11 protein-coding genes are annotated in these 13,121 nt (G+C 64.5%); 4 read left to right on the forward strand and 7 right to left on the reverse strand.

The window, feature by feature from the left end; genetic code table 11:
* Nucleotides 1-26 precede the first annotated feature (26 nt).
* Together alc and L0U84_RS17110 are read right to left on the reverse strand one after the other, a co-directional pair.
* Nucleotides 27-1,037, reverse strand: coding sequence for an allantoicase (gene alc, locus L0U84_RS17105; RefSeq protein ID WP_233851319.1), 1,011 nt, complete (start codon nt 1,035-1,037; stop codon nt 27-29).
* 138 nt (nt 1,038-1,175) lie between these two features.
* Nucleotides 1,176-2,504, reverse strand: coding sequence for a C4-dicarboxylate transporter DctA (locus L0U84_RS17110; protein WP_233851320.1), 1,329 nt, complete (start codon nt 2,502-2,504; stop codon nt 1,176-1,178).
* A gap of 237 nt (nt 2,505-2,741) precedes the next feature.
* Between L0U84_RS17110 and L0U84_RS17115 the strand changes: the two genes are divergently transcribed.
* Nucleotides 2,742-3,428: a FadR/GntR family transcriptional regulator gene (locus tag L0U84_RS17115; RefSeq protein ID WP_233851321.1), complete on the forward strand. Its 687-nt coding sequence runs from the start codon at nt 2,742-2,744 to the stop codon at nt 3,426-3,428.
* 83 nt (nt 3,429-3,511) lie between these two features.
* Here the strand turns inward: L0U84_RS17115 and gap are convergent, their stop codons facing one another.
* Both gap and tkt read right to left on the reverse strand, forming a co-directional pair.
* On the reverse strand, nt 3,512-4,522 hold the full coding sequence (gene gap, locus L0U84_RS17120; RefSeq protein WP_129957818.1) for a type I glyceraldehyde-3-phosphate dehydrogenase: 1,011 nt from the start codon (nt 4,520-4,522) through the stop codon (nt 3,512-3,514).
* Between the two features lie 110 nt (nt 4,523-4,632).
* Nucleotides 4,633-6,654, reverse strand: coding sequence for a transketolase (gene tkt, locus L0U84_RS17125; RefSeq protein WP_233851322.1), 2,022 nt, complete (start codon nt 6,652-6,654; stop codon nt 4,633-4,635).
* 269 nt (nt 6,655-6,923) lie between these two features.
* Between tkt and speE the strand changes: the two genes are divergently transcribed.
* The 3 genes from speE to L0U84_RS17140 all read left to right on the forward strand — a co-directional run bounded on the left by speE (nt 6,924) and on the right by L0U84_RS17140 (nt 9,104).
* Entirely contained in the window at nt 6,924-7,826 is a 903-nt protein-coding gene (gene speE / locus L0U84_RS17130; RefSeq protein WP_233851323.1) for a polyamine aminopropyltransferase, read from the forward strand.
* 104 nt (nt 7,827-7,930) lie between these two features.
* The gene (locus L0U84_RS17135) at nt 7,931-8,344 is read left to right on the forward strand and encodes a VOC family protein (protein ID WP_129957815.1); all 414 of its coding nucleotides are present in this window, start codon (nt 7,931-7,933) and stop codon (nt 8,342-8,344) included.
* Between the two features lie 19 nt (nt 8,345-8,363).
* Nucleotides 8,364-9,104 (forward strand): 16S rRNA (uracil(1498)-N(3))-methyltransferase, encoded by a 741-nt coding sequence (locus tag L0U84_RS17140; protein WP_233851325.1) that lies wholly within the window; start codon nt 8,364-8,366, stop codon nt 9,102-9,104.
* Between the two features lie 128 nt (nt 9,105-9,232).
* On the opposite strand, the gene L0U84_RS17145 is transcribed toward L0U84_RS17140, so the two are convergent.
* The 3 genes from L0U84_RS17145 to L0U84_RS17155 form a co-directional block, all read right to left on the reverse strand.
* On the reverse strand, nt 9,233-9,793 hold the full coding sequence (locus L0U84_RS17145) for a barstar family protein (protein ID WP_129957813.1): 561 nt from the start codon (nt 9,791-9,793) through the stop codon (nt 9,233-9,235).
* A 16-nt stretch (nt 9,794-9,809) separates the two neighbouring features.
* Nucleotides 9,810-10,220 (reverse strand): ribonuclease, encoded by a 411-nt coding sequence (locus tag L0U84_RS17150; protein ID WP_233851326.1) that lies wholly within the window; start codon nt 10,218-10,220, stop codon nt 9,810-9,812.
* Nucleotides 10,221-10,641: 421 nt separating this feature from the next.
* Entirely contained in the window at nt 10,642-12,984 is a 2,343-nt protein-coding gene (locus L0U84_RS17155) for an NADP-dependent malic enzyme (protein ID WP_233851327.1), read from the reverse strand.
* Nucleotides 12,985-13,121 lie beyond the last annotated feature (137 nt).

Raw genomic sequence — 13,121 nt, forward strand, 5'->3', positions numbered from 1 at the left:
TTGCCGCTCCATGACGTTGCTTCTCGTTAAGCGATCTCGCCCCACAGACGCAGGCGCGACACGCCGCCGTCCGGGAAGATATTGAAGCGCACGTGCGTGAGCGGCCCGAGCGCCGCGAGGTCGTCCGTGAACGTGTGCACGTGGTCCATCTGCAGCTTCTGTTCGCCGAGCAGCACCGGCCAGAACATCGCCTGCGTGACGAGCGAATCGTCGGTGCCGCCCGTTACCGATGCCGCCTGTAGCGAGCAGCGGTCCGGGAAGTTGCCCTTGAAGTGCGCGGTGTCCACTTCGATCTTGCGGATCACGCCGGGCCGCGCAAGTGCGACGATCGCCCAGTCATTGCCCGGTTCGCGACGTCGCCGGGTTTCCCAGCCGTCGCCCATGTTCTCGCCGCGGCCCGGCATCAGCATCTGCGAGGCCGGCCCGAAATGCTGGTTGTTCGCGGCGACCAGGTATGCGCCGTTTTCGATCGCGGCGAGATCGAGCAGCGTGCCGCGCTCGACCCGGCTCCAGTCGCGCTGCGGCTGGCCGTACACGCGCAGTCGCGCGAGCCCGCCGTCCGGATACAGATTCACGCGCAGATGGGTGACCGGGCGCGCGTCTTTCACCTCGACGTAGTGATGCTGATTGCCCTGTAGCGTCATGGCCGGCACGAGCGGCTGCCAATCGGCGTGCTCCGGCGGCACCTCGGCATCGGCATAACAGGCATCGATCGACGCCGCCGGCGGGAAATTGCCCGTGAAGTGGCTCGTATCGAGATCGACGCCATGCACGACGCCCGGCCGCGCGAGACGGATCACGCAATGGTCGTGGCCGGTCGTGCGCTTGCGACGCGTCTCCCAGCCGTCCATCCACTTGCCGTGATCGTCGTATTTGCCGGGGATGAACACAGCCGGCTGCGGGTCGAGCATGCGCTCTTTCGGCGCGAAGAATTCGTCGCTGGCGAACAGCGCCTTCGCGCCGAGGCGCGGATCGGCGAGGTTCATGTAGCGGCGCGTGAAGACGGGGGCGTTCGGGTCGAGGATCGGGTTGGCCATGATGTCGGTCGATGTCGAAGAGAAGAGGTCAGAAACGGCCGGCGACGCCACGGCGTCCGCCGGCTTGCGAAAAAGGGTTCAGAAACTGTCTAAAACGATGCCGGTTGGTCCGGTCAGACCATGACCGGCGTGCTGCTATCAGACTGCCGGCGCGTGTTCGCCCGCCCCCGGCTCGACGATGGTGTCGTCGACGGCGGGCACGTAGCGCAGCGCCGCGTCGCGATTCAGCACGCGATGCGCGCGCGCCTTGTCGATATCGTTTTCCCACACGCCGACCACCACGGTCGCGACGCAGTTGCCGATCAGGTTGGTGAGCGCGCGGGCGATGCCGACGAACCAGTCGACCGGCAGGATCAGCACCAGACCGAGCACCGGAATCGCGGGAATCGCGGACAGCGTCGCCGCGAGAATCACGATCGCCGAGCCCGGAATGCCGTGCGCGCCCTTCGACGTCACCAGCGACACCAGCACGACGACGATCAGGTCATGGATCGACAACGGGGTGTTGGTCGCTTGGGCGATGAAGATGACCGCGAGCGTCAGGTAGATCGAGAAGCCGTCGAGGTTGAACGAGTAGCCGGTAGGAATCACGAGGCCGACCGTCGAATCCTTGACGCCCATCCATTCGAGCTTGCGCATGATCTGCGGCAGCACGGCGTCGGACGACGCGGTGCCGAGCACGATCGACAGTTCCTCGCGCAGATAGCGGATCAGCTTGAAGATGCTGAAGCCGGCGAGCCGCATCACCGCGCCGAGCACGAGCACGACGAACACCACGCAGCTCGCGTAGAACACCAGCACCAGCATGCCGAGTTGCTTGAGCGACTCGACGCCGTAGGTGCCGGTCGTGAACGCGATCGCGCCGAGCACGCCGAGCGGCGCGAGCTTGATGATGAAGCCCATCACGCGGAAGAACACTTGCGACAGTTCATCGATCAGGCCGCTCACGCGTTGCGCGCGCTTGCCGAGCAGCGACAGCGCCGAGCCGAACAGCACCGAGAACACGAGGATCTGCAGGATGTCGCCGGTCGCGAACGCATTGATCGCCGTATCCGGGATGATCTTCAGCAGGAAGCCCGCAGTGTCCTTCAGGCTCTTCGCGTGCTCGGTATAGGTCGCGAGCGACCCCGCATCGAGCGAATTCAGGTTCACGTTCATGCCGGCGCCCGGACGCGTCGCGTAAGCAAGCACCGCGCCGATCACGAGCGCGACCGTCGTCATCGCCTCGAAGTAGATCACCGACTTCAAGCCGACGCGGCCGACCTTGCGCAGGTCGCCCGCGTGCGCCATACCGCTCACCACCACGCAGAACACGATCGGCCCGATCACCATCTTGATCAGCTTCAGAAAGCCGTCGCCAAGCGGCCGCAGCGACTGCGCGAAATGCGGAAACACGGCACCGAGCACGATGCCTACCACGAGCGCTATCACGACCCGGCCAAATAGCGAATTGAAGAATTTCAACACGGCTTCCTCCTGCGGAATGGTTGTCTCGGTTACCTCTGTTCAGACTGGTCCGACCAGTACTGTTATGGCGAATAGTAGGAAGCCGATATACTCCCGTCAAGGACTGATCGAACAGTGTTTACCCGTTGTTTTTGAACCGATTTCGGGTCGGATTCGGGATCTCGCGCGTCGTGCGGCGCGCCTTTTCCAACCGCGTATTAGAATTGCGGTCAGACCACGCTACTGAGCGAAACCTTCATGAAAAACGTTCCGCATACCGTCACCGACGCGGCCATCGCGACGATCCGCGAGCGCATCGAAGCGGGCGTCTATCCGGTGGGCAGCCTGCTGCCGGCACAGCGCCAGCTGTCCGAGGAGCTGTCCATCAGCCGCGCGTCGCTACGCGAGGCGCTGTCCACGCTCGAAGCGCTCGGCCTGCTGGTGATCCGTCCCGGCAAGGGCGTGTACGTGGAAAGCGCGCAGGCGAAAAATGCGCAGGCGTGGCGATTCGCGGAACAGTCGTCGTTGCCCGACACGTATCAGATGCGCTACGCGCTAGAAGGCTTTGTCGCGCGCATGGCGGTTCTGGCGGTCAGCAATGACGACCTCGCGTGGCTCGAGGAAAACATCACCGCGATGCAAAGCGCGCTCGCCTGCGAGGAACTCGACGAAGCGGCGCGGCTCGACTACGCATTTCATATGCGCATCGTCAGCGTCGCAGGCAACGCGGCGATCGAGTCGATCCTGCGCAGCAGCGCCGAGATCATGAAGGAAAGCCAGCGCATGCCGTTCTATCGGCGCGAGCGGGTGCTGTCCACCTACACCGAGCATCGCGCGATTCTCGATGCGTTGAAGGCCCGCGATTCGCTCGCTGCGGGCAAGGCGATCGAGACACACATCGCGAACGCCGCGCAGCGCGCCGGCGTCTATTTCCCGACGCCGTAATCGCGTCGATACCGCAGACGAAAAAAAAGCCGCTCCGAGGAGCGGCTTTTTCATGCGGCGTCAGTGTCGACGCGGCGTGCTACTTACTTCGCGTTTGCGAGCGCCACAGCCGTATCCAGCATGCGGTTCGAGAAGCCCCACTCGTTGTCGTACCAGCTCGACACCTTCACGAGACGGCCCGACACCTTGGTCAGCGTCGAGTCGAACGTCGACGAAGCCGGGTTGTGGTTGTAGTCGATCGACACGAGCGGCGCGTCGTTGTAACCGAGGACGCCCTTCAGCGCGCCTTCCGACGCTTCCTTCATGATCGCGTTGACTTCCTCGACCGTCGTGTCGCGCGCGGCGATGAACGACAGGTCGACGACCGACACGTTGATCGTCGGGACGCGGATTGCGTAGCCGTCCAGCTTGCCGTTCAGTTCCGGCAGCACGAGGCCGACCGCCGATGCAGCACCGGTCTTGGTCGGGATCTGGCTATGCGTGGCCGAACGCGCGCGGCGCAGGTCTTCGTGGTACACGTCGGTCAGCACCTGGTCGTTCGTGTACGCGTGGATCGTCGTCATCAGGCCGTTCACGAGGCCGATCTTGTCGTTCAGCGGCTTGACCAGCGGCGCGAGGCAGTTGGTCGTGCACGATGCGTTCGAGATCACCGTGTCCGATGCCTTCAGCACGTTGTGGTTCACGCCGTAGACGATGGTCGCGTCGACGTCCTTGCCGCCCGGCGCCGAGATGATGACCTTCTTCGCGCCGCCCTTGATGTGCGCGCTGGCCTTTTCCTTGGTCGTGAAAAAGCCCGTGCACTCCATCACGACGTCGACGCCCAGTTCGCCCCACGGCAGTTCGGCCGGGTTGCGGTTTGCCAGCACGCGGATCTTGTCGCCGTTCACGACGAGGTAGTCGCCGTCCACCGACACCTGGCCCGGGAACTTGCCGTGCGCGGTGTCGTATTGCGTCAGGTGGGCGTTGGTCTTCGCATCGCCCAGATCGTTGATGGCGACGATTTCGATATCGTGCTTCTTGCCGTTTTCATAGAAGGCGCGCAGGGTATTGCGGCCGATCCGGCCGTAGCCGTTGATTGCGACGCGAATCGTCATGATTTATCTCCTGATGGCTAAAAAAACCGTTTATGTTCGCCAGGTCGGGCATCCGGTTCCGTGCGTTGCCGCGCAGCTTCGAGGGGCGCGACGGCAACGCAACGCAACGATCAGCCGAGCGCGGCCTTGGCCGTCGCGACCACGTTCTCGACGGTGAAACCGAAATGCTTGAACAGCACGCCTGCCGGGGCCGATTCGCCGAACGTGTCGATGCCGACCACGCCGCCTTCCAGACCCACGTACTTGCGCCAGAAATCCGACACGCCCGCTTCGATCGCGACGCGGCGCACGCCGTGCGGCAGCACGCGTTCGCGGTACTCGGCGTCCTGCTTGTCGAACACGTTCGTCGACGGCATCGACACGACGCGTGCCGCGATGCCTTCGCGCGCGAGCGGCTCGACGGCCTTCATCGCGAGTTCGACTTCCGAGCCCGTCGCGATCAGGATGATCTTACGCGCGACGATCTCTTCGTCCCAGTCGCGCAGCACGTAGCCGCCCTTCTCGACGTTGGCGATCTGCGCGTCGGTGCGTTCGTTGAACTGCAGGTTCTGGCGGCTGAAGATCAGGCACGACGGACCTTCATGCTCGATCGCATGGGTCCAGGCCACCGCGGTTTCGACCGTGTCGGCCGGGCGCCACGTTTGCAGATTCGGGATCAGGCGCAGGCTCGCGACGTGTTCGATCGACTGGTGCGTCGGGCCGTCTTCGCCGAGACCGATCGAGTCGTGCGTGAACACGAAGATCGACTGCGACTTCATCAGCGCGGCGACGCGCAGCGCGTTGCGGCTGTAGTCCGAGAACGTCAGGAAGGTGCCGCCGAATGCCTTGTAGCCGCCATGCAGCGCGAGGCCGTTGATCGCGGCGCTCATGCCGAATTCGCGCACGCCGTAGTTCACGTAGTTGCCGGCGGCACGGCCTTCCGCGTTCACGCGCACCGGCTTCGCGGCCTTCCAGTTGGTCAGGTTCGAGCCGGTCAGGTCGGCGGAGCCGCCGAGCAGTTCGGGCAGCACGGCCGACAGACCTTCGATGGCCTGCTGCGATGCCTTACGCGTCGCGACGGTTTCCGCGCGCTCGTTCGCGCCGGCGATGATCGCCTTCGCCTTTTCTTTCCAGTCGGCCGGCAGCTGCTTCGCGCTGCGGCGCTTGAATTCGGCCGCCTCCGTCGGATACTTCGCCGCGTAGGCCGCGAACGCCTTGTCCCAGTCGGCTTCGAATTGTGCGCCCGCTTCCTTCGCATCCCATGCCGCGTAGACTTCCTGCGGAATCACGAACGGCTCCCACTTCCAGCCGATCGCTTCGCGCGTCGCCGCGATTTCCTTGTCGCCGAGCGGCGCGCCGTGCGAATCGTGCGAGCCCGCCTTGGTCGGCGCGCCTTCACCGATCACGGTCTTGCAGCAGATCAGCGTCGGCTTGTCCGACTGCTTTGCCTGCCTGATCGCCGCGTCGACTGCGTCGACGTCGTGGCCGACCACGTTCGGGATCACGTTCCAGCCGTACGCTTCGAAGCGCTTGGGCGTGTCGTCGTGGAACCAGTGCACCACTTCGCCGTCGATCGAGATGCCGTTGTCGTCGTAGAACGCGATCAGCTTGTTCAGCTTCAGCACGCCCGCGAGCGAGCAGGCTTCGTGCGAGATGCCTTCCATCAGGCAGCCGTCGCCGACGAACACGTACGTGTGGTGGTCGACGATCTTCGCGTCGGGCTTGTTGAATTCGGTGGCGAGCAGCGACTCGGCGAGCGCCATGCCGACCGCGTTTGCAAGACCCTGGCCGAGCGGGCCGGTGGTCGTCTCGACGCCCGGCGTGATGCCGTATTCCGGGTGACCCGGGGTCTTCGAATGGAGCTGACGGAAGTTCTTCAGCTCTTCCATCGGCAGATCGTAGCCGGTCAGATGCAGCAACGAGTACAGCAGCATCGAGCCGTGACCGTTCGACAGCACGAAGCGGTCGCGATCGGCCCATTGCGGGTTCTTCGGGTTATGGCGCAGATGACGCGACCACAGGGCAACGCCGATTTCGGCCATGCCCATCGGCATGCCGGGGTGACCGGAGTTCGCCTTTTGAACGGCGTCCATCGACAACGCGCGGATCGCGTTAGCCATCAGGGAGGTGGGTGCGGGAGACGGGGTCGTCATGTCGAGTCCGGAGACAGAGTCAGAAAGCGGTGGCGCGCTTGAGGCCCGGAAGCTCGGCGGTCAGTTCGCTACGGCGCACGATGCGGCGCCAGGAGACGCGAAACGGGCAGAGCAAGCGGACAAGGCTGAAAGCGTCACATTCTAGCAGAAGGTTAACCCCTAGCCGGCCGGAAAGCCGCCTGGCCGCGTGGTCCACCGCACACCACCAGGCCGCGGCATTTACAATTCGAGCAGCTGTTTCCGTACGCTGCCGATCGAGTCCGTCCGCCGTGAACGCCCCGCTATTGTTCAAGCCTTGTCCCGACGCCGTCTATGGCTTTCCTGATGCGCGTCTCGTCGAGCGTGTCGAATCTCGCTATCAGACGATCGAGATCTGGGACACGCCGCAACTCGGCGCGCTGTTCACGCTCGACGGCCGTCCGATGACGTCCGCCGGCGACGAGTTCATTTACCACGAATGCATGGTGCATCCGGCCGCGCTCGCGCATCCGGCGCCGCGCGCGGCGTTGGTGCTCGGCGGCGGCGATGGCGGGGCCGCGCGGCAATTGCTCAGGCATCCGGACATCGAGCGGATCGTCGTCGCGGAGCTCGATGCCGAGGTCGTGCGGCTCACGCGCGAACATTTGCCGCAGGTGCATGGCGGTGCGTTCGACGATCCGCGCGTCGAGCTCGTCATCGGCGATGCGGCGGACTATGTCGCGTCGGCGGCCCGCGCGTCGCACGGCGCAACGACCGTCCCGACCGCGCAGTTCGACCTCGTCGTATTCGACCTGACGCCACCCGATTCGCCCGCGGCCGGCCTCTACACGCGATCCTTCTACGCGCAGCTGAAGCGCGTGCTGCGCGCGGACGCGTTGCTGTCGCTGCATCTCGGCTCGCCGTACCACCACGCGCCGCGCATCGCCGAGCTGCTCGACGACCTGCGCGCCGCGTTCGCCTGCGTGCGCACGCTGGGCACCTTCGTGCCGCTCTACGGCTCGCTGTGGCTGATGGCGATCGCCAGCGACACGCTCGACCCCGCCGCGCTCACGGCCGACGCACTCGCCGGGCGTCTGGCCGCGCGCGGCATCGATTCGCTGCGTCATTACGAACCAGCCCTGCACGCGGGGCTATTCTCGGCAGCGCGATCGGTGCGCGATAAACTGAGCCCATTGACGAAATCGTCCATTTGAAGCGTGGACACTTTGCGCGAATCGGTTCGAGCGATGCCGGCATGTCGCGCCCGATCGAAACCCGCAACGGTGCCCTCGCCGCCCCACGAGATCCGGAGAACTCCATGACCGCCCCCCGCCCCGCCGGTGTGCCCTGGCTGACCCCCTATCTGACGGTGCGCGACGCGCGCGCGTCGACGGCGTTCTTCTCGGCGGCGTTCGGCTTCGAACTGCGCGACAGCGTGCAGGACGACGGCGTCGTGATGCACGTCGAGATGACCTATCAAGGCCAGTTGATCGTGATGTTCGCGCCCGAAGGCGCGTTCGGCTCGACCGCGAAAACGCCGAAAAGCGCGGGCACGATCGCGCCGCAATCGTTCTACGTTTATGTCGATGACGTCGACGCCGTGTATGCTCGCGCGCTCATGGCCGGCGCGAAGTCGCTGAGCGAGCCGCAGGACCAGTTCTGGGGCGACCGCTTCGCGCAGGTCGAAGATATCGACGGCTATCGCTGGGCGCTCGCCCGCCATCTTTCCTGAATTCAAGAGTCTTCCGTCGATGCCCCGTTTTTTCGTTGATGCGCTGCTTTACCCCGACGACGTGATCGCACTACCCGACGACGTCGTTCGCCACGTGGCCGTGCTGCGTCTGCAGCCGGGCGATTCGCTCGTGCTGTTCAACGGCAAGGGCGGCGAATACAGTGCCGAACTCGTCGAAGTCGAACGGCGTTCGGCCCGCGTCAGGATGGGCGAATTTCGCGCGATCGAGGTCGAGCCGCCGTATCGGCTGACACTCGCGCAAGGCATCGCCGGCGGCGACAAGATGGACTGGCTGATCGAGAAAGCGGTCGAACTCGGCGCCTCCGGCTTCGTGCCGCTCGCGACCGCGCGCAGCGTCGTGCGGCTCACCGGTGAGCGAGCGCAGCGGCGGCAACAGCACTGGCAGGGTGTGGTGCGGGCGTCATGCGAACAGTGCGGGCGTAATCGGCTGCCGGACGTGATGCCGGTGAGTGAGGTTGGCGCGTGGCTCGATACGCTGTCGCGCGAGCCGGCGTCCGACGAACTGCGCCTTTTGCTATCGCCGCGCGCGAGCATCGGCTTTGCAGCGCTGCCCGAGGCGCCGCCGGAAGGTGGCGTGACGCTGCTGATCGGCCCCGAAGGCGGCCTTTCCGCCGACGAAGAAGCCGCCGCCGTTGAACAGGGCTTTACCGCGGTGGGCTTGGGACCTCGCGTGCTGCGCACCGAGACCGCAGGGATCGCGGTGCTGGCCGCGCTGGCGGCGCGCTGGGGCGGGTGGTAAGCGAAACCTTGCTCGTGCGGAGCCACACAAGCAAAGGCCCGCCAATTAGCGGGCCTTTGCCGTCTTTACCGCGACGTTCACTGCCAGGTTCGGGCAAAGCGCCCAGGCAGGCGAAAATCCGGCGAGCCTCAGACGAACGAGTAAAACACCCGGAACGCGACCTTGCGCTCGGCCCAGAATTCGGCCGCTTCACGGAACACGTCGAGCAGCGTCTCGCGCCCTTCCTTGTCGAATTTCTGCGCGATCGGCAGATGTTCGAGCACGATCACGAAGCCGGGCTGCGCGCCGGCCTTGTGCACGAGGTCGGTCAGGCAGTCGTAGAGCGCGTCGTAGTTCTTGCCGAAATGCTTGGGAAACAGGAACGACGTCGCGATCGTTTCGAGCACTTCCTGCTTCGAGGCGGCGTTCGCACAGTACGCATACAGAAAGTGCTGGCCAAGGTGGTTGGCCTCGTCGGCGAGATCCTGCACGCGGAACGCGCGGATCGACTGCACGATATTCGGCCGCACCGTCCTGAAAAGGCTCATGGGCTCCTCGTTCGATGAAACCACCGTGCCAGCCTCGCTTTGATTGTCGCGACCCTGCTCGTCGGCGCGCATCTTCATGACGCGTTGAAACAAATTGCCGTCGCCGGCCGCGAAAAGATCCGTCGCGACTCCGGAATCGTGCGCGTAGATGTTGTCGCTCATGCCGTTCATCCCGTTGTCATTCAACAATACGATTAAAACTGGTGTAATGGTCGTCCGAGTAATAACAATTGTCGGTTCGCTGTAGCGGACCTCCGCAGACGATGCGGCGCGCCCCGCGATTACGCGCGTGAGGCGTGGGGACGGTGTATTCGTGGTAATAGCCGCGCCGATGGGCGGGCAGCACCCGTTCGTAGTTGCCGAATACGATGCCGTCCTTCTGATACGGGTAAGGCCCGCCGGCGGCAATGAGGTTCAACGTATCGACCGCCTCGCGCGGCAAGTGCGCCAGCGCGACAGTGCCTACCTGCACTTCCGCCCCAGCGGGCGCCGAGTAGTCTCGCGCCAGCACCTCGGGCGCGGAAGACAACGCGCAGAGCGCGGCAGCACCGATCAGCACGCCTTTCATGCGCAACCAGTTGCGTGCCATGTATCAGGTTTCCCCGCTGTCAGATCACGAGTTTGACGACCATGAAAGTCGTAAGGGTATCGCTAATAGCCTTTGGAATCAACGTTCGACGACCGGGCGACACCCCGCTCCACCGCGCGGAAAAGCCGGCGGTCGGGACTTTGACGACTTTTGACAGAATGTTTAGCCTGATCGGGCTAAACTGAGCTCAATCTTGATCGAACGCGGCGCGCAGCGGTGCAAGCGGCCGCTTGCCGAGGCGCTCGATTGCGGTTGTTGGAGCCGGAACGATTTAGCCGAAAGGCTGTGTCATTGCCATTTTCGGGGTGGCGATCCCCAGCTTGCCCTGAAGGCGTGCCCATTGCGGGCACGCCTTTTTTTTCGGGGCGCGCCGGTTGGAGAACCGGCGCCGGGCCTGTCGCGGCCCGGTCACGATGCGCAGTTAGCGGGTTGCGCTGACGTCGGCAACCAGCAGCGCCGTCATGTTGACGATCCGGCGCACCGTCGCCGACGGCGTCAACACGTGCACCGGCTTGGCCGCGCCGAGCAGCATCGGGCCAATCGCGATGTTGTTGCCGGCCGCTGTCTTCAACAGGTTGTACGAGATGTTGGCCGCATCGATGTTCGGCAGCACCAGCAGGTTCGCGTCGCCTTCGAGCGTCGAATCGGGCAGCACCTCACGGCGCAGGTTGGCGTCGAGCGCGACGTCGCCGTGCATTTCGCCGTCAACTTGCAGTTCCGGCACGCGTTCGCGCAGGATCTCGAGCGTATCGCGCATCTTCTGCGCGGTCGGCGCGTTGCTCGAACCGAAGTTCGAGTGCGACACCAGCGCAACCTTCGGCTCGATGCCGAAACGGCGCACTTCCTCCGCTGCCATGATCGTGATCTCGGCCAGCTCGGCCGGCGTCGGATCGACGTTCACGTGCGTATCGACGAGGAAAATCTGCCGATTCGGCAACACCAGCGCGTTCATCGCCGCATAGACCTTAGCGCCCGGCTTCTTGCCGATCACCTGGTCGATGAAGTGCAGATGGCGGTGCGTGGTGCTGACCGTGCCGCAGATCATGCCGTCCGCCTCGCCCTTATTGACCATCATCGCGCCGATCAGCGTGGTGCGGCGGCGCATTTCGAGCTTGGCCATCTGCGTGGTGATGCCCTTGCGCGACATCATCTTCGCGTATTCCTGCCAGAACTCGCGGTAACGTTCGTCATGATCGGTATTGATGACCGTGTAGTCCTGCCCCGCGACGAGCCGCAGGCCATAACGCGCGACCCGCTGCTCGATCACCGCCGGCCGGCCGATCAGGATCGGCTTGGCGAGCTTTTCGTCGACGATGATCTGCATCGCGCGCAGCACACGCTCTTCTTCGCCTTCCGCGAACACGATGCGCTTCTTTTCCGGTTCGACGCTGCGCGCGAGCTGGAAGATCGGCTTCATCGTCGTGCCGCTGTGGTAGACGAACTGCTGCAGATGCTGGCAGTACGCGTCCATGTCTTCGATCGGACGCTCGGCGACGCCGCACTCCATCGCGGCCTTCGCCACCGCGGGCGCGACCTTGACGATCAGGCGCGGATCGAACGGCTTCGGAATCAGGTATTCCGGTCCGAACGACAGGTCCTGGATACCGTACGCGGTCGCGACGATATCGCTCTGCTCCTGGCGCGCCAGCTCGGCAATCGCGTTGACCGCGGCGATTTCCATTTCACGCGTGACCGTCGTCGCGCCGGCGTCGAGCGCGCCGCGGAACAGGAACGGAAACACGAGGACGTTGTTGACCTGGTTCGGGTAGTCGGTGCGGCCCGTGCACAGCACCGCGTCCGGACGCACTTCGAGCGCGAGTTCCGGCAGGATTTCCGGCGTCGGGTTCGCGAGCGCGAGGATCAGCGGCTTGGCGGCCATCTTCTTGACCATGTCCTGCTTGAGCACGCCGCCGGCCGACAGGCCGAGGAAGATGTCCGCGCCGTCGATCACCTCGGCGAGCGAGCGAGCGCTGGTTTCACGCGCGAAACGCTCCTTGTCCGGGTCCATCAGCTCGGTGCGGCCCTTGTAGACGACGCCCGCGAGGTCGGTCACGGTGATGTTTTCGAGCGGCAGGCCGATGTCGACGAGCAGGTCCAGACACGCGAGCGCCGCCGCGCCCGCGCCTGAGGCGACCAGCTTGACTTCCTTGATGTCCTTGCCGACGACCTTCAGGCCGTTGGTGACCGCCGCCGCAACGACGATCGCGGTACCGTGCTGGTCGTCGTGGAAGACCGGAATCTTCATGCGCTTGCGGCATTCGCGTTCGACGATGAAGCAGTCCGGCGCCTTGATGTCCTCGAGATTGATGCCGCCGAAGGTCGGTTCGAGCGCGGCGATCACGTCGACCAGCTTGTGCGGGTCGGTCTCGTTGATCTCGATATCGAACACGTCGATGCCGGCGAACTTCTTGAACAGGACGGCCTTGCCTTCCATGACCGGCTTCGACGCGAGCGGCCCGATGTTGCCGAGACCCAGCACCGCGGTGCCGTTCGTGACGACGCCGACGAGGTTGCTGCGCGCGGTGAAGCGCGCGGCGTTTATCGGGTTCTCGACGATTTCCTCGCACGCGAACGCGACGCCAGGCGAATAAGCCAGCGCGAGGTCGCGCTGGTTGATCATCTGCTTGGTGGGGGCGATCGCGATTTTGCCGGGAGTCGGGAACTCGTGGTAATCGAGCGCTGCTTCGCGGAGTTTGGTATTGACGGGATTCGACATAAGGCGGGCTTCGAAGAAGTGCAGATTAGAATAGACGTTCGACGGCATTGTAGCCCCAATTGGTGACGCAATTCCTTCAATACGGGTACAACAGCCGCGACTGAAACAGCGTGAAAGCGCGTTGCGCCCCGCGCGTTGCCCGTGCTACGGGCGCTCCGGCGCCTGCAACCGGGCATCACGCTCAA

Source organism: Paraburkholderia sp. HD33-4, assembly GCF_021390635.1.
Taxonomy (GTDB): Bacteria; Pseudomonadota; Gammaproteobacteria; order Burkholderiales; family Burkholderiaceae; genus Paraburkholderia.